The following is a 23787-nucleotide window of genomic DNA, read 5'->3' on the forward strand; positions in this document are numbered from 1 at the left end:
GCCATCGGCGGGTCTACTTGAGTTCGACCAGCCGGGCCAGGTAAGTCGTATCCCCGACATTGGTCAACATGTGCACCGCGCCCGGGTCCCGGTAGACCACTCCGCCGGTGGGCTCGTCGGCGTCGATCAGGGTGCCGTCGATGGTCTGTACGACGTTCTTGGCGCCCTCGATCGCCACCACCAGGTAGGGGTGGTCGTGCCGGTGCAGCGGTTGCCGCTCGCCCGGCTCGAGGCGGATGTGCCAGACCCGGACCCGGTCGTTCTCGTACACGATCTCCTGACCCACCGGTCCGAGTTCGGTTCCGTCGATCACGTCGGTCATCGTGCTCCGTCCAGTTGGGGCAGCACCTCGGCGGCGATCAGCTCGAGGTGGTCGAGATCATCGAAGTCGATCAGGCGCAGGTGGACCCGGGTGGTGCCGATCGCGGCGAACTCACCGAGTCGCTGCACGAGCTGCGCGGGGGAGCCGACCACCGGGTCCTCCGGTGGCAGCGCGCTCTTCTCGTGCAGGGGCGCGGCCCGACGCTGGGCCTCCGCGTCGGTCCGGCCGATGGCGACGACGATCCCGGCGGACAGCACCAACGGGGCGCGCCCGGACTCCGTCCGTCCGGTGCGCTCACACGTCTCGCGCACCCGGTCGTACGCCTCGGCGGTGGCGGGCACGGACTTGAACGGCATGTTGAACTCGTCGGCGTACCGGGCGGCCAGTTCGGGTGTGCGCTTGGGGCCACGCCCGCCCACGATGATCGGCGGGCCGGGCACCTGCACCGGCTTGGGCAGGGCGGGAGCGTCCACCAGTCGGTAGTGGTCGCCGGTGAAGCTGTACGTCTCGCCGGGCGGGGTGGCCCACAACCCGGTGATCACCTCGAGCTGCTCGGCCAGCCTGTCGAAGCGCTCGCCGACCGCCGGGAACGGGATTCCGTACGAGGTGTGCTCGCGCTCGTACCAGCCGGCGCCGATGCCGAGGTCGACCCGGCCACCGCTCATCTGGTCGACCTGGGCGACCATCACCGCGAGGGGGCCGGGCAGGCGGAACGTGGCCGACGTCACCAGGGTGCCGAGTCGGATCCGCTCGGTTTCCCGGGCCAGCGCGGCGAGGGTCAGCCAGGCGTCAGTGGGGCCGGGCAGGCCCGGGTCGGCGCCCATCGACTGGTAGTGGTCGGCGCGGAGGAAGCCCTCGTAGCCGCAGGCCTCGACCAGCCGGGCGAACCGGAGCTGGGTGTCGTAGCTGGCGCCACGGTTCGGCTCGGTGAAGACCGACACCCGCATGGTCAGTGTCCTTCCGCGCCGGCGGTGGCCGGCTGTTCGCGTTCCATCAGCAGTTCGTGCAGGTCGGCGCTGACCTGGGCGACGTCGGCCAGGTGGGCGTTGCGGCCCAGGGTGCGGGGCCGGGGGATGGCCACGTCGACGACCTTGCGGATCCGGCCGGGGCGGGGGCTCAGCACGACCACCCGGTCGGCGAGCAGCACCGCCTCGTCGATCGAGTGGGTGACGAAGACGATGGTCGGCTTGTTCTCCATGTGCACCCGCTGGAGTTCGCCGGAGAGTTCCTCGCGGGTGAGCGCGTCCAATGCGGAGAACGGCTCGTCCATCAGCATCACCCGGGGCTCACCGATCAACGACCGGCACAGCGACACCCGTTGCTGCATGCCGCCGGAGAGTTCGTGCGGCAGCCGCTTCTCGAAACCGGCCAACCCGGCGACGTCGAGCAGTTGCTGGGCCCGCTCCCGGTGCTTGGCGCGGCTCCAGCCGAAGATCTCCACCGGCAGCAGGACGTTGTCCAGCACTGTGCGCCAGGGCAACAGCGCCGGCTTCTGGAACAGCATGGCGATGTCCTGGCGGGGGCGGGTGATCGGCGTACCGGCGACGGTGATCTCACCGGCGCTCAGTGGGAGCAGCCCGGCGATCAGACGCAGCAGTGTGGACTTGCCGCAGCCGGAGCGGCCGAGCACGGCGACGAACTCGCCCTCGGCGACGTCGAGGTCGATGCCGCGCAGCGCCTCCACCCGGCCGGATCGGCCCTCGAAGGTACGGGACACCCCGGACAGTCGGATCATCTCCGGCGTACCTCCGCTGAGTGGACGGTCAGGAATCCGACAAAGGCTAACTGCCCTGTCGAGGTATGACACCGGCTGGGGTGGTCGTCAGGTTGTATCCGTTCCGCAACCCGATACGCCTGGCGTCGCAACTGTGGGTTTCTCGTACGCTGTGCCCGCGAAGAGTCCCCCCACGACGGCGGCGCCCGGCTTCCACCCCTCCCGCCGGCCCGTCACGACAACCCCCTCCGGTGGCCTGTCGGCCCCGGTCGGAAAGGACATGGTGCACTGATGAGAAGGCTGACCCGTACGGTCGCTACGGCCGCGCTGGCCACCGCCCTCGCCCTTGTCTCCGCCTGCAGCAGCGGGTCGGATTCGGCCGACGATGCCAAGGGCGGCGACGGCAAGACGCTGCAGAAGGTGACCTACCTCACCTCGTTCGGTAACTTCGGCCGTGACTCCTACGCCTGGGTGGCGAAGGACAAGGGCTTCTTCAAGGAAGCCGGCTTCGACGTCGAGATCAAGGCGGGTCAGGGCACCGGTGGCGTGATCCAGACCGTCGTCGGCGGCCAGGCCGACTTCGGCCCGATCGACCTCACCGGCGGTCTGCTCCAGCTCGGCAACGGCCAGGCCAAGGACTTCACCGCGGTGGCCGCGATCCAGCAGCGCACCATGGCGGGTATCGCCACCGTCGAGGGCAAGAACATCAGCTCGCCGAAGGACCTGGAGGGCAAGAAGCTCGCCGACACCCCCGGCTCCGTGGTCCGCAACCTCTTCCCGACGTACGCCCGGCTCGCCGGTGTGGACGCGACCAAGGTGACCTGGGTCAACGGTGAGGCGCAGAACCTGATCGGCACGCTGGCCTCCGGCTCGGTGGACGGCATCGGTCAGTTCGTCGTCGGTCAGCCGACCATCGAGGCGGTGGCCAAGAAGAAGGCCGTCATGCTGCCGTACAGCAACGTGATGCAGGACCTCTACGGCAACGTGCTGATCACCTCCTCGAAGACCGCCAAGGAGAAGCCCGAGATGGTGAAGAAGTTCACCGCGGCGCTGCTCAAGGGCCTGGAGTACAGCCTGGCGAACTCCAAGGAGGCCGCCGACATCCTGAAGAAGAACGTCGACGCCACCAACCCGGTCTCCGCCGCCGCCGAGCTGGAGCTGATGGCCGCGTACGTCCGTTCCGGCAACACCGGCACCGCGATCGGCACCCTGGACAGCGGTCGGGTAGCCAAGAGCATCGCCATCCTGCAGGGCGCGGGCGCGCTGAAGCAGAACATCACCCCCGAGCAGATCATCGACTTCAGCCTCGCGCCGAAGGCCTGATCGTCCGGTCGTCATCAGGGGGTACGTCCCGCCGATCCCGGTGGGACGTACCCCCGTCGCTCGTCGGCCCCCGGCGGGCCGTGGGATTTCGAGGAGGACAGAGATGACCGACGTCCGGTCAGCGGACCCGGCGGTGGCGGAACTCCCGCCCCCGGGTGCCGGCCCCGAGGCGGGACGCACGGGTCGAGGTGCCGGTCTCCGGGCCGGGGCCGACGCGGTGCTGCCCGCGGTCGGCATCCTTGTCGCGCTGGCGGCGTGGTGGCTGATCGCCCGACTGGAACTGGTCCACCCTTTCGCCCTGCCGCCGCCCGGCGACGTGTTCAGCGCGTTCGTCGACAAGCCCGCCCAGATGCTGGAGCACACCTGGGACACCACGCTGGAGATCCTGACCGGGTTCGCCCTCTCGGTGGCCGCCGGTGTGCTGATCGGGCTCTCCCTGGCCAGTTCCCGCACCGTGGAGCGGATGTTCACGCCGCTGCTGGTCGCTGTGAACGCGGTGCCGAAGATCACGCTGGGCCCGCTGCTGGTGGTGGCGCTCGGCTGGGGCCAGAAGCCGATCCTGACCATGGTGTTCCTGCTCTGCTTCTTCCCGATCGTGCTCTCCACGGCGACCGGGCTGACCACCACGCCGGCCGACCTGGCCGAACTGGTGCGTTCCTGGAACGCCTCCCGCTGGCAGGCGTTCCGTAAGGTGCGCTTCCCGGCCGCGCTGCCGCAGATCTTCGTCGGGCTCAAGGTGGCCATGCCACTGGCCGCGATCGGCGCGGTGATCGGTGAGTTCCAGGCCGGCGAGAGCGGCCTCGGCTACGTCATCACGCAGTACGCCGGCATCGGCGACGCCGCCACCGCCTGGGCGGCGATCATGCTGGTGGCGCTGGTGAGCATCCTGCTCTACTCGGCGCTCCTGCTGATCGAGCGGATCGCCCTCCCCTGGGTGAGAGAAACCACCAGCAGCCGCTAACCGAACAAAAGAGATCAACGACCAGCACCAAGACACACATCAAGATCAACACCAAGATCAACACCCAAGAAACGCGAAGGGCCGGCCTCCACTTGGAGGCCGGCCCGTTCCGTCAAAGCCGCAGGCGAGAAGGGTGTGGCCGACCGTGCCCGGCGGAGGGATCAAGCCTGACCGCCCGGAGCCGGGCACGGTCGGCCACACCCCCCACCCGGCACCCCGACGAACCCGCCGGGCTACACGAGGCCCAGAAGCGTTACCCCGCCAACCGCCAGCGACCATTGCGGGCGACCAGCGTGGTGAGCGCCTGCGGCATCAGGCCGCTGTGGTTGTCCGGCGTCATGCGGATCGGGCCGGAGAGGCCGTCCATCTGGGACGTCTCCAGCACGTCCCGGATGCCGTTGCGGTCCACCTTCCCGATCTCACCGCCGGCGCGCAGTTCGGCGTCGGCGATCAGCTGGACGGCGTCCGCCGCGAACGACGAGGACCCGTTGTAGCCACCGAAGCGGGCCGTGTAGTCCTGGAACCATTGCCGGCGTGCCGCCTTGGCAGGCGTGGTCGCGATCACGTCGTCGATCACCATGGTCTGCGTGAAGATCAGCGTGGCCTTCTCGGTCGCCTTGGCCGCCGCCCCGAGGAAGAGGTCCCCGGCCGCTGCCGCGTCGAAGTAGATCGACCCACGGAAGATGGTCTGCTGCACGCTGGTGGCGGCCAGCGTCGCCTGCTCCGGCGGGGTCCAGAAGACCATCGCGTCGGGCTTGCCCGATGCGAGCTGCTGGACCTGCTGGCTGACGTCGGTGTCGGTGGTCTTGATCCGCTGCTGTCGGAGCGTGATCCTGGCCTTGTCCAGCTCCCTCTTGAGCGCGGTCGCGCCCTCCTGGCCGTAGTCGTCGTCGCTGACCAGCATCCCCACCTTGCGGATGTTGTTGCGGCGCAGTTCGGCGGTGAGTGCGGCGGCGCTGTCCGGGGCGTTGGGGCCCAGCTTGAACACGTAGCGCCGTTCAGCGGCCGGCGCGGCGATCGCGCCGGAAGCGGCTAGCGCAATGGTGGGAATCCGCTTCTCGTTGATGGTCCCGACCGCTCCGACCGCGCATTCGTTGCAGCCGCCCATGATGATGGCGCTGACCTTCGAATCGCTGCTGAAGTCGACGATGTTGCGAAGTGACTCGGCCGAGTCGGAACGGTTGTCCTTCACCTTCAGGTCGATCTTCCGGCCGTTCAGTGCACCGGAGGCGTTCAACTGATCGACCTTGAGTTCGAGGGCGCGCTGGTATGTCCGGCCAACAGTGGCTGCGGCGCCGGAGAGTTCGAGATCGGCAGCGATCACGATCGGACTCGTGTCCTGTTCCGCCTCGCCAAACTGGCAGCCGGTGAGCGTGGTGGCCACTACGGCCGATGCGAGCGCCGCGATGGTCGCGGAGCGGATGGGGCTCAACTCAGTCCTCCAGGTGCGGGCGCGGGCGCTGCCCGGTCACCGCCGCTAATCCGTCCTCAGTGGAGGACGGGATCTCCTCTGCCGTACGGTGTGCGCGAAGCCTGCAAAACCTTGCCAATGGCCGGCGCTGTGGTCAAGCGCGGACCCCGGCAGCATTTTCGGGACGGCCATCCCACATGCTGGGGTAACGCAATGTTTGCAAAAGCTCACTTTGCATACACGCGTGACCACTCTGGAGTTACATGCCCTGTTCAGGGGCTTGCGGAAATGAAGGTATCAGTTGCCCGGATCACGGGATGCGCTCCGTCCGACCGTTTCCTACCTCACTGCGGCTTCCCAAACACGATCATCTCTGATGAAATCGCGGCCGTGCCGCGCGTGGTCCCCTCCGCTTACGGCATGGCTCGGCGGCTCAGGCGGGGAAGAAACGACGGAGGCGATGTCGTGAGCACCGGACCGACGACCCTGCCCGCGCTCGGCGACAGCGGTCGGCCTGCGCGCCGCCGGATGCCGAGACTGCGTGACGCCCGGATCCGGTCCAAGTTGGCGTTGATTCTGGTCGTCCCGGTGGCGGCGGTGATCGCGCTGGCCACGGTCCGCCTGATCTCCGTCGGCGAGGGCGCGTTCGACGCCACGCGGGCCCGGTCACTGACGGCCCTCTCCGTCGACGTCAGCGCCCTCACCCAGGACCTCCAGTCCGAACGAATGGCAGCGGCCGCCTACCTGGCCGCTCCGCAGCAGCCGGCCGACGCGTACAACCTGCGGGTCCGCCAGACGCAGCAGCGGGTGGACGAGTACCGCGCCGAGCGGGGCCGGATCGGCGACGTGCCGGCCGCCCTGCGGGACCGGTTGGCCGCCATCGACGACCACCTGGCCACCCTGGACGGCACCCGCCAGGAGGTGCTGGACCGCCGGCAGATGGCTGTCGCCGAGGCGGTGCTCCGCTACGGAGTCATCCTCACCGACCTGGTCTCCTACGGTGACGGCCTGGCCCAGCTGCCCGGCGACGAGAGCCTGGCGGACAGCCGCCGCGCGGTCGCCGCCTTCGCCCGCGCCAAGGCCTCCGTCGCGGAGGAAGAGGCCGTCGCCTTCACCGCGCTGACGGCCGGCCAGCTCGACTCGGAGCAGTTCTCCTCCTTCGTGGCAACGTTGACCGGTCAGCAGGAGGCCCTGGTCGCCTTCTCGCTGGCCGCCGACCCGGTGCAGCGCGCCCTGGTCGACAGCACCGTCTCCGGCGACGCGGTCGGCCTGGCCGACCGGGTGGCCACCGACATCACCCGCTCGGTCGGGCAACGCCCGCTGGTCACCGCGCAGGACGCCACCGCGGCGATCGGCGCCGTGAACGACCTGATGCGCTGGGCGGAGATCCAACTGCAGGACCGACTGCTCCAGCAGGCCGACCAGGCCCGCTCGGACGTCATCCGGCAGGCAGTGGTCGAGTCGATCCTGGTGCTGTTGACCCTGATCATCGCCGTGTCGCTGGCCGTGGTGCTGGCCCGCTCGCTCAACCACTCGCTGCGCCGACTGCGTGAGGGCGCCCTCTCGGTGGCCAACCACGACCTGCCCGACGCCGTGCAGCGGCTCCAGAACATGGGCAGCGTGGGTGACGGCGGGGTGGACGAGATCGTCCGCCAGGTCCGGGACCCGATCCAGCTCAACACCCGCGACGAGGTCGGTCAGGTGGCGTTGGCCTTCAACGTCGTCCACCGGGAGGCGGTGCGGGTCGCCGCCGAGCAGGCGGCTCTGCGTACCAGCGTCTCGGCGATGTTCCTCAACCTGGCCCGCCGTAGTCAGACCCTGGTCGACCGGATGATCGGCGAGCTGGACGCGATCGAGCGCGCCGAGGAGGACCCGAAGCGGCTCGCGCAGCTCTTCGAACTGGACCACCTGGCCACTCGAATGCGCCGCAACGACGAGAACCTGCTGGTCCTGGCCGGCGCCGACTCCGCCGCACCGCGTCACGACAACGCGCTGGTGGTGGACGTGCTGCGCGCCGCCCAGTCCGAGGTTGAGCTCTACAACCGCATCGAGTTCGGCACTGTCGACACCGACATCGAGGTGGCCGCGCACGCGGTAAACGACGTGGTACGTCTCGTCGCCGAGCTGCTCGACAACGCCACCCGGTTCTCGCCGCCGAACACCACTGTGGTCGCCGACGGCCGCCGGATCCGCGACTACGTGCTGATCCAGATCGAGGACCGCGGGCTCGGCCTCACCGACGACCAGCTCGACTCGCTCAACCGGCGGCTGGCCGCCCCGCCGAGCGTGGACGTCGCCGCGTTCCGACTGATGGGTCTGGCCGTGGTGAGCCGACTGGCCTCCCGCTACGGCATCCGGGTGGAGTTGCGCCGCAACGTCGAGGGCGGCACCGTCGCCCAGGTGACGTTGCCCGCCGCCACAGTGGTGCTGCCCAGCAACCGGGGCCGCGAGCAGGTGCTCACCCGGCCGCGTCAGCCGATGGCCGTGGAGCAGACGCCGCTCACCACCGCCGGCCACGCCGAGCAGTTCGCCGGTGCCGCGACGACGGCGGCGACGCTGCCCGACCAGTGGCGGACCAGCCCGCCGGCACCCGCCCAGTGGCAGTCGCCGCTGGACTCCCGCGACACCACCCCGGCCGTCCAGGCGGGTGGCTACACCGGTCCGCGCTCGACGATGCCACCGGCACCCGCCGCCCCCGCGCCGGCACCCGCCGCCCCGCTTCCGCCGGCCCGGCCTGCGTACAGCAACGGCGCGGGCGCCTCGCTGGGCAGCCCGACAGTGGCGTACCCGACCGTCGACCCGCTGCCCCGACGCGGCTCCACCCCGGACGCCCCGGACACCGCTGACAGGCGCGGCGCCCAGGGCCTCCCGGTCGGGCCGGTCGCCGGGCCGGGCGCTGTGGCACCACCGGCCGTTCCGTCGGTGCCCGCCGCACCGGTCAGCGCCCGGCCCGACTTCCCGGCCGAGGCTCCGATCTTCCGGGAGATGGAAGCCGTCTGGTTCCGGTCGCACGGCGACGACGCCACAGCGATCTTCACCCGGCCCAACTTCGACGAGCCGCCAGCACCCGCCACCACCGCGGCGGCTGACGCCGGCCTGCGCACCGGCAACGGCGGCCAGCCGAGCGCCGGGGCGGTGCCGGCCGCGTCGCCGGCCCGACCGAAACTGCCGACCCGTACACCGGGCAGCTCCGGCACCGACGGCACGGCCACCCCGGGCGCCGACGGGCTCGGCGCCACAATGGACGGGTTCGGGGCACGGCCGTCGGCGCCGCCGACGTACGCCCCGCCCCCGGCCGCCCGGCCGGCTCCGGCCGCGCCCGCGCCCGCCTCCGCCTCCGCCTCCGATCCGGGTGCATGGCGTACGGCGGCGGACGAAGGCTGGTCCCGGGCCAGCCGGGCTGCCGAGCCGGCTCCCGCCGGGACCACCCGCTCCGGGTTGCCCAAGCGGGTGCCGCAGCAACAGCTCGTGCCGGGTGGCATCGAACCGAAGAGCGGCCGGGACCGCAGCCGGCGGACCCCGGATGAAGTACGTGGTCTGCTGTCGGCCTACCACCGCGGTGTGCAGCGCGGTCGGACGGCCGGAACGGACCTGAACAGCACCTCGACCAAGGAGAGCCGATGAACAGGCCAGCTGCCATGCAGGACATGGGTTGGCTGCTCACCAACTTCGCCGACAGCGTGGCGGGCATCGCCCACGTGGTGGCGGTGTCCGCAGACGGGCTGCTGCTCGCGTCCTCCCGGGATCTGCCGGGGGACCGGGCGGACCAGCTCGCCGCGATCACCTCCGGGGTGGTGAGCCTGACCGAGGGCGCGGCCCGGATGTTCAGCGCGGGCGGGGTGTTGCAGACAGTCATCGAGATGGACAGCGGGTATCTCTTCCTGATGTCGATCAGCGACGGCTCCTCGATGGCCGTGCTGGCCGCGCGGAGCTGCGACGTGGGCCAGGTGGGCTACGAGATGGCGCTGCTGGTCGAGCGGGTGGGTGCGGCGCTGGTGCCGCTGCCGCGCGACGCGGTGCGCTCTTAGCACCGGAAGGCGGCGCTCGTTCCGAGCGCCGGACCAGGGATGAGAGGCGGCACAGTCCGGCTCCGCAGGGGACGAGGAGGTGATCGGGAATGGACCAACGACGCGCTGACCCGCGTGGCGCGCTGGTGCGTCCGTACGCGGTCACCCGTGGTCGTACCGAGCCCCGGCAGGACATCGCCCTCGAGGCCGTCCTCACCGCCTCTCCCACCCAGGTCGCCGAGTCCCGCTTCGCCGGGCACGACAAGCACCGCATCGCCACGGTCTGTGAGGGCCGAGCACAGTCGCTGGCGGAGATCGCCGCGTATACCCGGATGCCGCTGGGCGTCGCCCGGGTGTTGGTCGCCGACATGGTGGCCGAGAGCCTGCTGACGTTACACACTGCTGCTCCCGCCGAGGGGTTCGAGGAGCGGATGGAACTGCTTGGAAGGGTGCTAAGTGGACTTCGCAGGCTATGACCCCGCAGGGGGGCGGCCGGGCCGGGGAATCGTATCCGCGAAGATCGTCGTCGCGGGCGGCTTCGGCGTCGGTAAGACGACACTGGTCGGGGCGATCTCCGAGATCACACCGCTGACCACAGAGGCGTTGATGACCGCGGCGGGTGTCGGCATCGACGATCCGTCAAAGGTGCCGGGCAAGGAGACCACAACGGTCGCCATGGACTTCGGCCGGATCACCATGGCTCAGGACCTGATCCTGTACCTCTTCGGTACACCGGGTCAGACTCGGTTCTGGTTCATGTGGGACGAGATCATCCGTGGGGCGGTGGGTGCCGCCGTGCTGGTGGACACTCGCCGGATCACCGACGCCTTCGCCCCGCTGGACTACTTCGAGAACCGCAACCTGCCGTACGTGGTGGCGCTGAACAAGTTCGACGGCGCGCCGCAGTACGAGGCCGAGGAGGTCCGCGAAGCGCTGGCCATCTCGCCGCAGGTGCCGCTGGTGATGACCGACGCCCGGCAGCGGGACTCGGTCAAGCAGGTGCTGGTGACCGTGGTCGAGCACGCCATGCTCCGGCTCCAGTCCGAGCACGGACGGGGCTTCCCGACGCCGGTCGGCTGAACTGTCGCGTCACGGCCGGCTCGCGACGGCCGGCCGTGACGCCCTCAGTCGACCCGGAGCCGGTAGCCGCGCTTCACCACTGTCTGCACCACGCGGGGCGCGCGCAGGCCGGCCCGTAGCCGGGCGACGGCCATCTCTACGGCGTGCTCGTCCGCGCCCCGGGGCAGCGTCCGCAGCAACGCCGTGCGCGACAGCACCCGACCCGGGGACTGGGCCAGCGCCCGCAGCACGGCCATCGGCGCGGGCGCGAGTGGCCGCAGCTCGCCGTCGATCACCGCGGCGTGCCCGCGCAACGTGAGCAGGTGCCCGGCGGCCTTGAACGTCACGGTCCGGCGGGGCAGCTCGTCGACGATGGTCCGCACCAGCGCGCCCAACCGGGCCCGCCCCGGCGCGCTCACCGGCACCCCGCGCCGCAGCAACGGCTCGGCGGTCACCGCGCCGACACAGCTGGCCAGCACATCGCTGCGTAACGCGGACAGCACCGCGTCGGTGCGGTCACCGGCGGCCCGCAGCAACGCCTCGACCGCCGGGGCCGAGGTGAACGTCACCGCGTCCACCAGCCGGCCGGCGATCAGGTCGATCAACCGGTGCAGCGGCGCCGGATCGGTCGGCGGCGCCCAGCGGTAGACCGGCACCTCGATGACGGTCGCGCCCGCCGCCTCCAGCGCGAGCGTGCACTCGGGTTGTCGCTCGCCGTGCAGCTGCATGGCGATGACCTGCCCGGCTACGCCGCGCCTCCGTAGATGGTCGACCACCTCGTCGCAGCTTTCCGAGGCGGGCGACCACTGGTCGTGCAGCCCGGCCGCCCGGATCGCGCCGCGTGCCTTCGGGCCGCGCGCCACCACGTACGAGCTGGCCAGCACGGAGCGCAGCGGCTCGGCCAGCCCCCAGCCCTCGGCCGCCTCCAACCAGCCGCGCATCCCGATGCCGGTGTTGGCCATCAGGATGTCCGGCGGCTGGTCGAGGCAGGCGCGGGTCGCCTCGCGCAGCTCGGTGTCGTCGGACAGCGGCACGATCCGCAGCGCCGGGGCGAGCACCACCCGGGCGCCCCGTCGTTCGAGCAGCGCGGCCAACTCGTCGCGCCGCCGGTCGGCGGTCACCCCGATGGTGAAACCCGCCAGTTCTTCCCGCATCAACCCTCCTGTCGCAGCCGCACCTCGACCAGCCCGTTGCGGCAACGTGCGTCGTGTCGGGCCACGGCCACCCCGGGCAGGTCGAGGCAGTGCCCGCTGCGCAGGTCGTACACCTGCTTGTGCAGCGGTGAGGCGACCGTCGGCACTCCGCTGCGGCTGCCGACGATGCCCCGGGACAGCACGTACGCCCCGGAGACCGGGTCGCGGTTGTCGATCGCGAACAGCTCGTCGGCGGTCCGGAAGAGCGCGATCTGCACCCCGTCGACCAGGGCGGCGACGCCCCGGTCGGGCTCCAACCGGTCGAGCAGGCAGACGGTGGTCCAGGTCAGCGTGAGGGTCTGTGTCATCGCCGTACCTCCGGTAGGCCGAGGGTGACCGGTTGCCGACGGTGACCGTTCGTCGGCTCGGATCCGGTCGGGGACTGGTCGCGTACGGGGACCGGCTGGCCGCGTTCCCGGGTGAAGGTGATCGACGGGTCCGGTACGTCGGGGGCGTTGACGAAGGACGTGTAGCGGCGCAGCCGATCCGGGTCGTCCAGGACGTCGCGCCACTCGTCGGAGTACGACGACACGTGCCGGGCCATCGCCGCGTCGAGGTCGGCGCAGAGCCCGAGCGAGTCGTCCACGATCACCGAGCGCAGGTGGTCCAGGCCGCCGTCCATCGCCTCGATCCAGCCGGCGGTGCGTTGCAGCCGGTCGGCGGTACGGATGTAGTAGATGAGGAACCTGTCGATCAGCCTGATCAGCGCGTCAGTGGACAGATCGGTGGCGAACAGGTCGGCGTGCCGGGGGCGGAAGCCGCCGTTGCCGCCGACGTAGAGGTTCCAACCTGTCTCGGTGGCGATGATGCCGAAGTCCTTGCTGCGTGCCTCCGCGCACTCCCGGGCGCAGCCGGAAACCGCCGACTTGAGCTTGTGCGGCGCGCGCAGCCCGCGATAGCGCAGCTCCAGCGCCACGGCCAGTCCCACCGAGTCCTGCACCCCGTACCGGCACCAGGTCTCGCCCACGCACGACTTCACAGTGCGCAGCGCCTTGCCGTACGCGTGCCCGGACTCGAAGCCGGCGTCGACCAGCCGCCGCCAGATCTGCGGCAACTGCTCCACCCGCGCCCCGAACAGGTCGATCCGCTGCCCACCGGTGATTTTCGTGTAGAGCTGGAAGTCCCGGGCGACCTCGCCGATCACGATCAGCTTCTCCGGGGTGATCTCGCCGCCCGGGATCCGGGGCACCACCGAGTAGCTGCCGTCGCGTTGCAGGTTGGCCAGGAAGTGGTCGTTGGTGTCCTGCAACGACGCCTGTTCGCCGTCGAGCACGTGCCCGCTGCCCAGCGAGGCGAGAATGGACGCCACCACCGGCTTGCAGATGTCGCAGCCGCGGCCCCGACCGTGTTCGGCGACCAGCCGGGAGAAGGTGCGGATGCCGCGGACGCGGACGATCTCGAACAGCTCCCGCCGGCTGACGTCGAAGTGCTCGCAGAGCGCGCTGGACTGTGCCACCCCGGCCGCGTCCAGGAGCTGCTTCAGCATCGGCACGCAGGAGCCGCAGCTCGTGCCGGCCCGGGTGCACGCCTTCAACGCCGGCACGTCCGCGCAACCGTCGGCGATGGCGGCGTCCACGTCGCCCCGGGTCACCGCGTTGCAGGAGCAGACCTGCGCGGCGGCGGGCAGCGCACCGGCGTCCGCGCCGCCGCCGTCGGGGGCGAGCAGCGCCAGCGGCGCGGCCGGCAGCGGGCCGCCCACACTGGCCCGCAACGTCGGGTACGCGCTGGCGTCACCCACCAGCACCCCGCCGAGCAGTGTGTGCGCGTCGTCGGAGAGGACCAGCTTCGCGTAGACCCGGGTGGCCGGGTCGGTGAACGTGACGTCCAGGCAGCCCTCGGTCGTGCCGTGGGCGTCGCCGAACGAGGCCACGTCGACGCCGAGCAGCTTGAGTTTGGTGGCGGTGTCCGCGCCCGGGAAGGTCGCCGCGCCGCCGACCAGCCGATCGGCCACCACCTCGGCCGTCGCGTACCCCGGCGCGACCAGACCGTGGCAGGTGCCGTCGACCGCCGCGCATTCTCCGACGGCCCAGATCCGCTCGTCGGCGGTGCGACAGGTCGCGTCGACAAGCACCCCGCCGCGCGGGCCCAGCGGCAGACCGGCGTCCCGGGCCAACTGGTCGCGGGGCCGGATGCCGGCGGCCACCACCACCAGCTCGGCGTCGAGGGCGGTGCCGTCGGACAGTTCCAGGGCCGCGACGCCGCCGTCCGGGCCCTGACGGATCGCTGTGGTCGCCACCCCGAGATGGGTCCGTACGCCCAGCTCGTCGACGTAGCGGCGGAGCATCGCGCCGCCGGCCTGGTCCACCTGCACCGGCATCAGCCGGGGCGCGAACTCGACCACGTCGGTGCTCAGGCCGAGCAGTCGCAGGGCATTGGCGGCCTCCAGACCGAGCAGCCCTCCACCGATCACCGCGCCGACCCGCCGGCCCCGCGCGTACGCCCGGATCGCCGCCAGGTCGTCAAGGGTCCGGTAGACGAAGACCCCGGGCAGTTCCGTGCCGGCCACCGGTGGCACGAACGCGTACGACCCGGTGGCGAGCACCAGCGCGTCGTAGCGGTATTCGCCGACGGCGGTGGTCACCACCTGGCGGTCCCGGTCGACTGCGGTGGCCGGCTCGCCGAGTCGCAGCCGCACCCCGTCGTGGGGGGTGTGCAGGTTGAGTTCGCTCTCACTGACCCCGTCGAAGTACGCCGAGAGCCGCACCCGGTCGTACGCCGGGCGCCCCTCCTCGGCCAGCACTGTCACCCGCCAGGTGCCCTGGGGGTCACGGGCGTGCAGCGCGTCCACGAAGCGCTGCCCGACCATGCCGTTGCCGATGACGACCAGTTCGCCGCCGTTCATCGCGTCACCTCCACCGATTCCGCCTGGCTCAGCCAGTCGACGATGCCGCTCACCGCGTCCCGGCATCCGCCGCATCCGGTGCCGGCCCGGGTCGCGGCCACCACCGCATCGACAGTCCGGGCGCCGGAGCGCCAGCTTCTGACCAGTGCGCCCTTGCTCACCGTGTTGCACTGACAGACCGTGGCCGCGTCCGGCATCAGTGCCGGTGAGGCGGCCGGGGTCGCGCCTACCGCGCCGAGTGCCCTGCCGAGCAGCAGCGCCCGTCGGTCACTCGGCACCGGCTGACCACGGTCGAAGAGTTGGATCACAGTGCCGACCGCCGGGTTGTCGCCGAGCAGGATCGCTCCGATCAGCCGCTCGTCCTGGATCCGCAACCGGGCGTAGGTGCCCCGGGTCGGGTCGGCGAAGGTCAACTCCTCGCCCGGCCCGCCACTGGCCGCGTCACCCATCGAGGCCAGGTCGATCCCGGCGGCCTTCAGCCGGGTCACCACCGGCCGGGGCCGGTACCGGGCCAGGGGGTCCGTCCCGGTCAGCACGTCCGCGAGCACCTGAGCCTGGGCCCAGGCGGGCGCGACCAGCCCGGTGAGCACGCCGTCGTGCTCGGCGCAGTCGCCGATCGCCGAGATGGACCGGTCGCTGGTGCGCAGCCGGTCGTCCACCACCACGCCGCGCCGCACGGTCAGGCCGGCGGCCTGCGCGAGGGCGGTGTCCGGGCGTACGCCACAGGAGAGCACCAGCAGGTCGGCGCGGAGCGACCGGCCGTCGGCCAGGTCGAGGCGGACACCGTTGGCGTCCGCTGCCACGCCGGTCGCCGAAACCCCCAGTTGGACGGTGACGCCGAAACCGGCGAGCGTGCCCGCGAGCACCGCGCCGGCAGTCGGGTCCAGTTGACGTTCCATCAGGTGCTCTCTCGGGTGCACCACAGTGGTGGCCAGCCCCCGGGTGGCCAGCCCTCGGGCGGCCTCCAGGCCGAGCAACCCGCCGCCGAGCACCAGCGCGCTGCGGGCGCCGTCCGCCGCCGCGAGGATCCGCCGGCAGTCGTCGAGGGTCCGGAAGGGGACCACCCGCTCCGGCAGGTTCGCCGGGTCGAGGCCGGGCAGTGGCGGCACCACCGCGCGGGCGCCGGTGGCGAGCACCAGGTGGTCGTATCCGATCCGTTCGCCGTCGTCGGTGCGGACCTCCCGGGCGGCCCGGTCGACGGCGGTCACCGGTACGCCGCTGCGCAGGTCGACGCCGTGCCCGGCGGCTTCGGTCAGCTCCACGTCCGGTTCGTCGATCCGGCCGGCCAGCAGGGTGGAGAGCAGGATCCGGTTGTACGCGCGGTGCGGCTCGGCCCCGAGCACAGTGACCTTCCGGTCTCCCTCCCGGGCGTGCAGCTCACCGGCGAGGCGCGCGCCCGCCATCCCGTTGCCGACGATGACCACCCGGGCGGTCATGCCTTCTCCACCCGGACCGCGCAGATCTTGAATTCGGGCATCCCGGAGATCGGGTCCACCGCGTCGTTGGTCACCGAGTTGGCGCGTCCCGCCCCCGCGTAGTGGAACGGGGCGAACACCGTGTCGGGTCGGATCCCGGCGCTGAGCCGGGCCGGAGCGCGGAACTCACCTCGGCGGGAGGTGACCCGCACCGGGTCGCCGTCGTCGATGCCCAACCGGGTGGCCAGGTCGGGGTGCAGTTCGACGAACGCCTCCGGGGCGGCGCGGCGCAGCGCGGCCACCCGTCGGGTCTGGGTGCCCGACTGGTACTGCGCCAGCACCCGACCGGTGGTGAAGTGCAGCGGGTACGTGGCGCAGATCTCCTCCGCGGCCGGGCGATGGTCGACGGGGTGGAAGCGCGCCCGGCCGTCCGGGGTGGCGAACCGGTCGGCGAAGAGTCGGGGCGTGTCCGGCCCGTCCTCGGTCGGGCAGGGCCAGTAGACCCCGTCGTCGGCGTCGATCCGGTCCCAGCTGATGCCGGCGTAGTCGGCGGCACCACCGGCGGAGGCGCGGCGCAGCTCGGCGAAGACGACAGCCGGGTCGGCCGGGAACCGAGCCGCCGCGACGGCGGCCGGTCGCACGCTGGCCGGGTTGGCGTCGGCCGGGTCGACGTCCGCCGAGTCGGCCTCGGCCAGCCGTGCCGCCAGGTCGGAGATGATGGCGAGGTCGGTCCGGACGCCCGGCGGGGGCGGCCGTAGTGCGCGCCGACGCAGCACCCGACCTTCCAGGTTGGTCATGGTGCCGTCCTCCTCGGCCCACTGCGCGGTGGGTAGCACCACGTCCGCCAGCGCGGCCGTCTCGGAGAGCAGGAGGTCCGCGACGACCAGCAGGTCGAGGTCGCGCAGCCGGCCCTCGATCCGGGCCGCCCGGGGCGCCGAGACCACCGGGTTCGACCCGAACACCAGCAACGCGCGCGGGCCACCCGGGGCGCCGAGCGAGTCGAGCAGTTGGTAGGCGGGCACTCCCGGGCCGGGCAGTTCGTCGGCCGGTACGCCCCACACCCCGGCCACGTGCTCCCGGGCCGCCGGGTCGTCGATCTTCCGGTAGCCGGGGAGCTGGTCGGCCTTCTGCCCGTGCTCCCGGCCGCCCTGGCCGTTGCCCTGGCCGGTGAGGCAGCCGTACCCCGAACCGTCGCGGCCGGGCAGACCGAGGGCGAGGGCGAGATTGACGTACGCGGTGACGGTGTCCACCCCCTTGGCGTGCTGCTCGGCGCCGCGCGCGGTCAGGATGATCACGCGACCGCCGGTGCCCAGCGCTCGGGCGGTCGCCTCCAGGTCGGCCACCGGCACCCCGGAGAGCTGTTCCGCGCGGGCCGGCCACCAGGCGGCGACGCCTCGGCGGACCGCGTCGAACCCGGTGGTGCGGTCGGCCACGTAGGCCCGGTCGACCCAACCCTCGGTGAGGGCGATGTGCAGCAGCGCGTTGGCCACCGCCAGGTCGGTGCCGGGAAGCGGTTGCAGGTGCAGGTCGGCCTGGCGGGCGGTGGCGGTGACCCGTGGGTCGATGACGATCAGTTTTCCGCCGTTGCGGCGCTGCTCGGTGAGCCAGCGCACCAGCGGCGGCATGGTCTCCGCCGGGTTCGCTCCGACCAGCAGCAGGGTGTCGGCCCGGCCCAGGTCGGCGAGGGGGAACGGCAGCCCGCGGTCGATGCCGAAGGCGCGCATCCCGGCGGCTGCCGCCGAGGACATGCAGAACCGTCCGTTGTAGTCGATGTGCCTGGTGCGCAGACCGATCCGGGCGAACTTCCCCAACGCGTACGCCTTCTCGTTGGTCAGGCCACCACCGCCGAAGACGGCGACCGCGTCCCGGCCGGCGTCGTCCTGGACGGCGCGGATGCCGGCGACCACGCGGTCGAGCGCGGCGTCCCAGCTAGCTGGGTGCAGTTCGCCGGTGGCCGCGTCGCGCACCAGCGGAGTGGTCAGCCGGTCCGGGTGGTCGAGCAGTTCGGCGGCGGTCCAACCCTTCTGGCAGAGTCCGCCCCGGTTGGTGGGGAACTCGCGCGGGTGGACCGTCACACCGGCGTCGTCCGCGCGCAGCGTCATCCCGCACTGCAGGGCGCAGTACGGGCAGTGCGTCGCCACTTCCCGGGGCGTCAGCCCCAGTGGAGTCGCCGACCGTGCACCGTCTGTCATGTCGGGAAAGCGTGCCGCCGGGCGGTTTCCGGTCCGGGTCCCTTCTGTTTCGGTCCTGTCAAGTGGGGCTCACACCGCACCGGGGCAGCGAGCGTGTTGGAGGGTGCGAGTCGGAGCCTGTGGAGCTGAATCGCTGACGACATCGGCGGTTGATTCGTTTGTGACATCAGCTCCGAAGCGGCAGCGCACTTCACCTCGCGGGGGCGGTCAGCGCAGGTCGGCGCGGTGTGGTCGGCGGGTGAGGGACAACCAGCCCAGGAACCGGGCGTGGAGTGCCCGCGGGTCAGGGCGAACGCCCAGGGCGTACAGGTCGTCAACGGCGTCTTGCATGTTCGCCGCCAGATAGAAGGCCAGAGCGATCGAATGACCGTAGAACTCGGTCGCGAGGTGAAGCTGAGCCGGCGCACACGGCCAGGGAGCAGCGCAGTTACGGCAGAGCCACGCCGGGCGCATCGGAAGGTGCGGGCGAGGGCGGCGGGTCATCCGACCCTCACCGGACCGCGTCTGACGGGCGTGCGGGTGGTTGGGCGACGGGCCGCCGGGGCGGGCGGGTTCGGCCAGATCAGGCCTGCGGGCATCACGAACAGGGACCGGCGCGCGATCGCATCGCCATTCGTGGCCAGCTCGTAACCGTCAATCCACAGCCACCCGTCGTACGTCGGCCAGTCGAGAACGCGAATCACGCGAACGAAGATCGGGCGCATGAACTGCACACTCGCGGTGCGGGTCAGGTGTAAGACCTCACCCGTGTGCGGCCTCCGCGGTGTGGGCTCGGGCTTGGGTGTCCGATCGGTCGGCTCGTCGGGCACGGTGCTCTCCCTTGGTCGTCACTTTGGGAAGGGGCCGCCCCGTGCTGCTCACCAGTGGAGATCTTGGACAGTTTCCGTTCTCGCGTAACGGAAACTGTCCAAGATCTGCGGCAGGTCAGGGGCGGCCCCAGCACGAACGCGTCCGCCGGGTCTCGGGTCCCTACCGGCCGCGCCGTCTGCCGGTTACATTGCCGAGAGCGATGGGATCAGTACACGACGTAGCTCTATTCCCCGGGACGTTCGGGACGTTCATCTTGGAGGCAGGATGAATCACGCACTTCAAACGGCCATGGCCGAAGCTGGCGAGACAGCCGAGAGCCTGGCAGCTCAAACGGGGGTAGATCCGAAAACGGCAGCGCGGTGGATAAGCCCGGGACGCGTGCCGCAGCCCCGTCGGCGCGCAAAGCTGGCCGCGCTCCTCGGGAGGGACGTTCGACAGATCATTGATGCGTGAGCAGGTCGCCCATCTTGCGCAGTGCGCGGCACTACCCGCTGTGCAGGTGCTCGTAGTGCCGCAAGAAGTCGGGATGTATCCGGGCCTTGGCGGCGGCTTCATCGTGGCCGAGCTACCCGACGGCGGGCAGGTCGCCCATATCGACAGCCAGGTGCGGGCGCAGATCCTAAATGGAGCTGCGGACGTTGCTACGCTTAATCGCAGGTGGGAACGCATCAGAAGTGAAGCTTTTTCCCGTCAACAGTCCCTCGACCTGATCAGGAAAGCAGCGGGATCATGGACTTGACCGGCGCGCAGTGGCGCAAGAGCACCAAGAGCGGAAACAACGGGGGCTCGTGTGTCGAGGTTGCCGACAACCTCCCCGGCGTCGTCCTCGTCCGCGACACCAAAGATCGCGACGGCGGGACGCTGACCTTCGGGCCGGCGGCGTGGGCCGGCTTCGTCGACCTGGCGAAGGCGATCGGCCCCGTCGGCTGACCAACGCAGCACGACAGCCCCCGGCTCCTAGAGCGCCGGGGGCCTTCGCATGTCGGGGTCAGGAATCCGGCGCGAGACGGGGACCGCCGCCACCGGCTGATCGGCGGTCACTGTTCGTCGGCGCGGCGCAGTTCGTACGCCTCTTCGCGCGCGCGGACCGGCGGCGCGGGGCTGGCTTTGGCGCGGCGGATCAGCGCCCGGACAACATCCCATCGAACCCACCCCGCCCCCGCGCCTCCCCGCGCGCCGCCCTCTCTCTGCGGCGATCTTGCAGTTTCTGAGGCGGCATAAAGGATGAGTACGACAAAACGGCGACCGAAAGTGCAAGATCGGCGAGGGCTTGGTGGTCACTTACCCCTCGTCGAGCGTGCCCTTGAGTCGCCCAGGGGTGACGTCGATGATCCGTGGGCGGCCGTGCGCCGAGCGGTGACTCCGCGGTGACTTCGCGTGCGACGGGTGGTGTTGACCGAAGCCTTTGGAGCTGAATCGCTGACGACATCAGCGTCCGGCGGTGCTTATAATGTGGGAAATCTGTCTCAGTGTATGGGAGTCCGCGATGAGCGTGACGGACGTCTTCGACGCGGTGGCCGGCACGTACGACGAGGCGCGCAGGCGGTTGATTCCGTGCTTCGACGCCTTCTACGGCACCGCCGTCCAGGTGGCCGCGCCGCCGTTGCGGGCCGCGCTCGCCGCCGGGCGTACCCCGGAGGTGTTGGATCTGGGCGCCGGCACCGGCCTGCTCTCCCTGCTGCTGTCCGCAGCGGTGCCCGGAGTCCGGCTGACCCTGGTGGACGGAGCGCCGGCGATGCTCGCCCGCGCCACCGACCAGTTGGACGCGCGGTCCGTGCCGCACCGGACGATCCACGCCGACCTGGCTGACGAGCTGCCGCGGGGCCGGTACGACGCGGTGGTCAGCGCGCTGGCGATCCACCACCTGGACGACGCCGGCAAGCGCGCGCTCTACCGGCGGGCCGCCGCCGTGCTGGGACCGGGCGGGGTGTTCGTCAACGCCGAGCAGGTCGCCGGCCCGACCCCGGAGCTGGACCGGCGCTACGACGAGGTGTGGCTGGAGCGGATCACCGAGCTGGGTGCGTCCCCCGACGAGATCGCGGCTTCCCAGGAGCGGATGCGCCACGACCGCCCGGCCACGGTGGCCGACCAGTGCCGGTGGCTCGCCGAGGCGGGCCTGGTCGACGTCGACTGCTACTTCAAGGAGTGGCGCTTCGCGGTGTTCGGCGGCCGGGTCGGATGAGCCCGACGGAATGTACGTTTCGCCGCCCGGGGGCGAGCCGGTGAGCGCGGGGATGACTGTTGGTCACACCGCTGGGTAATCTGCTCGGCATGACTGCCAAGGTGACTCTCTCGTTCACGGACGAGACGATCGAGGAGGCGCGGAGGTTCGCCAAGCGCGAGGGGCTGTCGCTCTCCGCGTGGATGGACCAGGCCGCCCGGGAGAAGGCGCTGCGCGAGGTCTTCACCGCGCACGCCGCCGCCGTGGGCCGCGCCAGCCTTGATCTCGAGTCCGCCGCGCTCGCCGACGCCCGCGAGGTGGGCATGGTCAACGACCTGTTCTCCGGCGGACGGCCGCGTGCTGCGTAGGGGTGAGATCTGGCGCATCGAGGGCGCCCGGGAACGCCTCGGCCTCGTGATCAGCTCGGACGTCTACAACTCCACCGACGTGCCCATCGTGATCGTGGTCGAGGTGGTCGAGGAGTCGCTCCTGCGGGACTCGCCGCTCGCCGTGTCGATGGGCCGGTACGTGGTCATGCCCGACCGGATCTCCTCGCCCATGAAGAAGTGGTTCACCTCGTGCGTGGACGTCGCCGACACCGACACCATGCTCCGGGTCGGCCGCGCGCTGCGCATACTCCAACAGCTCTGACCGGAAGCAGCGACCGACCACGGAAGCAGCGCTCTGGTGGCGTGCTCACCATCGCCGCCGGCCCGTGGTGCGATAGCCGTTTCCGGCCCGACCCGCGACGGGCACTGCCAGGTAACCGGGCGTTCCTAGCGTTTCCCCTCGTCACATCGACGAGGAGGAGCCGCCGTGAGCACGCTCACCAGCACCGTAGTCACCGCCGAGCCGCCTGCCGTCACCGGTCGCCGGCAACCGCTGCACGACTGGCGCCCCGAGGACCCGGACTTCTGGCAGGCCACCGGCGCGCCGATCGCCCGACGCAACCTCTGGGTCTCGATCTTCGCGGAGCACGTCGGCTTCTCGGTGTGGAGTCTCTGGTCGGTCACAGTGCTCTTCCTCGGCCCCGCGTACGGCATCGATCCGGCCGGGAAGTTCCTGCTCACCGCCGTGCCGGCTGCCCTGGGCGCGGTGCTGCGGCTGCCGTACACGCTGGCGGTGGCCCGCTTCGGCGGACGACGCTGGACGATCATCAGCGCACTGCTGTTGCTGGTGCCCGCGGTCCCGATGACGGTGCTGCTGGAACCCGGGGTGTCCTACACCACCCTGATGGTGCTCGCCTGCCTCACCGGGGTCGGTGGCGGCAACTTCGCCTCCTCGATGGCGAACATCAACCTGTTCTACCCGCAGCGGCTCAAGGGGCGGGCGCTCGGGCTCAACGCCGGTGGCGGCAACCTGGGCGTACCCGCCGTGCAACTGGTCGGCCTGGCGGTCCTCGCCACCGCGGGCGCCGCGTACCCCCGGTTGGTGCCGGCGGTCTACCTGCCGCTGATCGTGCTGGCCGCGCTGGCCGCGGCCCGCTGGTTGGACACCGTGCCCGGGGCGCGCAACGAGCCGGGGGCGTTGCGGGAGGCGGCCCGCGACCCGCACACCTGGGCGATGTCGCTGCTCTACATCGGCACCTTCGGCTCGTTCATCGGCTTCGGTTTCGCCTTCGGTCAGGTGCTCCAGCTTCAGTTCGCCGAACGGTTCCCCACCCCTGTCGACGCCGCCTGGCTGACGTTCCTGGGCCCGCTGGTCGGCTCGCTGATCCGGCCGCTGGGCGGGCACCTCGCCGACCGGTTGGGCGGGGCACGGGTGACCTTCTGGAACTTCGTGGCGATGGCGGCCGGCGCGAGCACAGTGCTGTACGCGGCCCGGGAGCGCTCGTTCGGGCTCTACCTCGCCGGGTTCCTCGCCCTCTTCGTCTTCTCCGGCGTCGGCAACGGCTCCACGTACAAGATGATCCCGGCGATCTTCCGGGCCCGGTCGGCGGACGCGGTGGCCACGGGTCAGCGTGATCCGGAGGCCGCCGCGCGGTGGGCGCGGCGGATGACCGGCGCGTTGATCGGCATCGCGGGTGCGATCGGCGCCTTCGGCGGGGTGCTGGTCAACATCGCGTTCCGGCAGTCGTTCCTCAGCTCGGGCAACGCCGACGCCGCCTACCTGGCCTTCATCGGCTGGTACGCGTTGTGCTTCGCGGTCACCTGGGCGGTCTACCGCCGTCCGAGGGCCGGTCGACTCGCCAACGTGTGAGCTGAGACACCCTCGGCGCGTCGCCGCGCGGGGCCGCACCCCCGTTTTGACCTGCGGACGGGGCGCCGGGTATCGTTGCCTGCTGTTGTACGACATCCAGAGGCGTGCCCCTTCAGGTACGCTTGGTCGTTCGTGCGCGCTGGTCCGGCCTGCTAGATCTGGTCACCTCGGCGCGCGA

21 protein-coding genes and 1 pseudogene are annotated in these 23787 nt (G+C 71.2%); 12 read left to right on the forward strand and 10 right to left on the reverse strand.

Going from position 1 to position 23787, the window contains the following annotated elements:
• Positions 1-13 precede the first annotated feature (13 nt).
• The 3 genes from OG598_RS30725 to OG598_RS30735 are packed head-to-tail and all read right to left on the reverse strand — an operon-like array spanning position 14 to position 2057.
• A complete protein-coding gene (locus tag OG598_RS30725) occupies positions 14-322 on the reverse strand; it encodes a cupin (protein WP_328652122.1) in 309 nt (102 codons plus the stop codon).
• On the reverse strand, positions 319-1269 hold the full coding sequence (locus OG598_RS30730) for an LLM class F420-dependent oxidoreductase (RefSeq protein ID WP_328652123.1): 951 nt from the start codon (positions 1267-1269) through the stop codon (positions 319-321). The genes OG598_RS30725 and OG598_RS30730 overlap by 4 nt, the downstream gene beginning before the upstream one ends.
• A gap of 2 nt (positions 1270-1271) precedes the next feature.
• A complete protein-coding gene (locus OG598_RS30735; protein ID WP_328652124.1) occupies positions 1272-2057 on the reverse strand; it encodes an ABC transporter ATP-binding protein in 786 nt (261 codons plus the stop codon).
• A 270-nt stretch (positions 2058-2327) separates the two neighbouring features.
• On the opposite strand from OG598_RS30735, the gene OG598_RS30740 reads away from it, so the two are divergent.
• Both OG598_RS30740 and OG598_RS30745 read left to right on the forward strand, forming a co-directional pair.
• The gene (locus OG598_RS30740) at positions 2328-3359 is read left to right on the forward strand and encodes an ABC transporter substrate-binding protein (RefSeq protein ID WP_266304413.1); all 1032 of its coding nucleotides are present in this window, start codon (positions 2328-2330) and stop codon (positions 3357-3359) included.
• 103 nt (positions 3360-3462) lie between these two features.
• On the forward strand, positions 3463-4320 hold the full coding sequence (locus tag OG598_RS30745) for an ABC transporter permease (protein WP_328652125.1): 858 nt from the start codon (positions 3463-3465) through the stop codon (positions 4318-4320).
• Between the two features lie 253 nt (positions 4321-4573).
• On the opposite strand, the gene OG598_RS30750 is transcribed toward OG598_RS30745, so the two are convergent.
• Positions 4574-5752, reverse strand: a complete 1179-nt coding sequence (locus OG598_RS30750) for an ABC transporter substrate-binding protein (protein ID WP_328652126.1) — start codon at positions 5750-5752, stop codon at positions 4574-4576.
• A gap of 444 nt (positions 5753-6196) precedes the next feature.
• Between OG598_RS30750 and OG598_RS30755 the strand changes: the two genes are divergently transcribed.
• The 4 genes from OG598_RS30755 to OG598_RS30770 all read left to right on the forward strand — a co-directional run bounded on the left by OG598_RS30755 (position 6197) and on the right by OG598_RS30770 (position 10818).
• Positions 6197-9355 carry a sensor histidine kinase gene (locus OG598_RS30755; protein WP_328652127.1) on the forward strand — a complete coding sequence of 1053 codons (3159 nt, stop codon included), beginning with the start codon at positions 6197-6199 and terminating at the stop codon, positions 9353-9355.
• Positions 9352-9759 (forward strand): roadblock/LC7 domain-containing protein, encoded by a 408-nt coding sequence (locus OG598_RS30760; protein WP_007465177.1) that lies wholly within the window; start codon positions 9352-9354, stop codon positions 9757-9759. The genes OG598_RS30755 and OG598_RS30760 overlap by 4 nt, the downstream gene beginning before the upstream one ends.
• A gap of 89 nt (positions 9760-9848) precedes the next feature.
• Positions 9849-10214, forward strand: a complete 366-nt coding sequence (locus OG598_RS30765) for a DUF742 domain-containing protein (RefSeq protein ID WP_007465174.1) — start codon at positions 9849-9851, stop codon at positions 10212-10214.
• The gene (locus tag OG598_RS30770; RefSeq protein WP_030329978.1) at positions 10195-10818 is read left to right on the forward strand and encodes a GTP-binding protein; all 624 of its coding nucleotides are present in this window, start codon (positions 10195-10197) and stop codon (positions 10816-10818) included. Before OG598_RS30765 ends, OG598_RS30770 begins: the two co-directional genes overlap by 20 nt.
• Positions 10819-10862: 44 nt before the next feature.
• On the opposite strand, the gene OG598_RS30775 is transcribed toward OG598_RS30770, so the two are convergent.
• From OG598_RS30775 to OG598_RS30800, 6 genes are all read right to left on the reverse strand, one after another.
• The gene (locus tag OG598_RS30775; protein WP_328652128.1) at positions 10863-11951 is read right to left on the reverse strand and encodes a uroporphyrinogen-III synthase; all 1089 of its coding nucleotides are present in this window, start codon (positions 11949-11951) and stop codon (positions 10863-10865) included.
• On the reverse strand, positions 11951-12298 hold the full coding sequence (nirD, locus tag OG598_RS30780) for a nitrite reductase small subunit NirD (protein ID WP_328652129.1): 348 nt from the start codon (positions 12296-12298) through the stop codon (positions 11951-11953). The genes OG598_RS30775 and nirD overlap by 1 nt, the downstream gene beginning before the upstream one ends.
• Positions 12295-14832 (reverse strand): nitrite reductase large subunit NirB, encoded by a 2538-nt coding sequence (nirB, locus tag OG598_RS30785; protein ID WP_328652130.1) that lies wholly within the window; start codon positions 14830-14832, stop codon positions 12295-12297. Before nirB ends, nirD begins: the two co-directional genes overlap by 4 nt.
• Positions 14829-16268, reverse strand: coding sequence for an FAD-dependent oxidoreductase (locus tag OG598_RS30790; protein ID WP_328652131.1), 1440 nt, complete (start codon positions 16266-16268; stop codon positions 14829-14831). The genes nirB and OG598_RS30790 overlap by 4 nt, the downstream gene beginning before the upstream one ends.
• Complete coding sequence (locus OG598_RS30795; RefSeq protein WP_328652132.1) at positions 16265-18439, reverse strand: molybdopterin oxidoreductase family protein; 2175 nt, start codon at positions 18437-18439, stop codon at positions 16265-16267. Before OG598_RS30795 ends, OG598_RS30790 begins: the two co-directional genes overlap by 4 nt.
• Positions 18440-18918: 479 nt before the next feature.
• Positions 18919-19143 carry a hypothetical protein gene (locus OG598_RS30800; protein ID WP_328655485.1) on the reverse strand — a complete coding sequence of 75 codons (225 nt, stop codon included), beginning with the start codon at positions 19141-19143 and terminating at the stop codon, positions 18919-18921.
• 370 nt (positions 19144-19513) lie between these two features.
• Here OG598_RS30800 and OG598_RS30805 point away from each other — a divergent pair.
• From OG598_RS30805 to OG598_RS30830, 6 genes and pseudogenes are all read left to right on the forward strand, one after another.
• Positions 19514-19988, forward strand: a pseudogene (locus tag OG598_RS30805) (Scr1 family TA system antitoxin-like transcriptional regulator).
• Positions 19979-20179 carry a DUF397 domain-containing protein gene (locus OG598_RS30810; RefSeq protein ID WP_328652133.1) on the forward strand — a complete coding sequence of 67 codons (201 nt, stop codon included), beginning with the start codon at positions 19979-19981 and terminating at the stop codon, positions 20177-20179. The pseudogene OG598_RS30805 and the gene OG598_RS30810 overlap by 10 nt, the downstream one beginning before the upstream one ends.
• 556 nt (positions 20180-20735) lie before the next feature.
• The gene (locus tag OG598_RS30815; protein WP_328652134.1) at positions 20736-21431 is read left to right on the forward strand and encodes a class I SAM-dependent methyltransferase; all 696 of its coding nucleotides are present in this window, start codon (positions 20736-20738) and stop codon (positions 21429-21431) included.
• An 89-nt stretch (positions 21432-21520) separates the two neighbouring features.
• The gene (locus OG598_RS30820; RefSeq protein ID WP_091403518.1) at positions 21521-21778 is read left to right on the forward strand and encodes a DUF6364 family protein; all 258 of its coding nucleotides are present in this window, start codon (positions 21521-21523) and stop codon (positions 21776-21778) included.
• On the forward strand, positions 21768-22061 hold the full coding sequence (locus OG598_RS30825; RefSeq protein WP_112626220.1) for a hypothetical protein: 294 nt from the start codon (positions 21768-21770) through the stop codon (positions 22059-22061). The genes OG598_RS30820 and OG598_RS30825 overlap by 11 nt, the downstream gene beginning before the upstream one ends.
• Positions 22062-22226: 165 nt before the next feature.
• Positions 22227-23609 (forward strand): nitrate/nitrite transporter, encoded by a 1383-nt coding sequence (locus tag OG598_RS30830; RefSeq protein WP_328652135.1) that lies wholly within the window; start codon positions 22227-22229, stop codon positions 23607-23609.
• The last annotated feature ends 178 nt before the right edge of the window (positions 23610-23787 follow it).

This window comes from Micromonospora sp. NBC_00330, from assembly GCF_036136635.1.
In the GTDB taxonomy this organism is placed as follows: domain Bacteria; phylum Actinomycetota; class Actinomycetes; order Mycobacteriales; family Micromonosporaceae; genus Micromonospora; species Micromonospora salmantinae.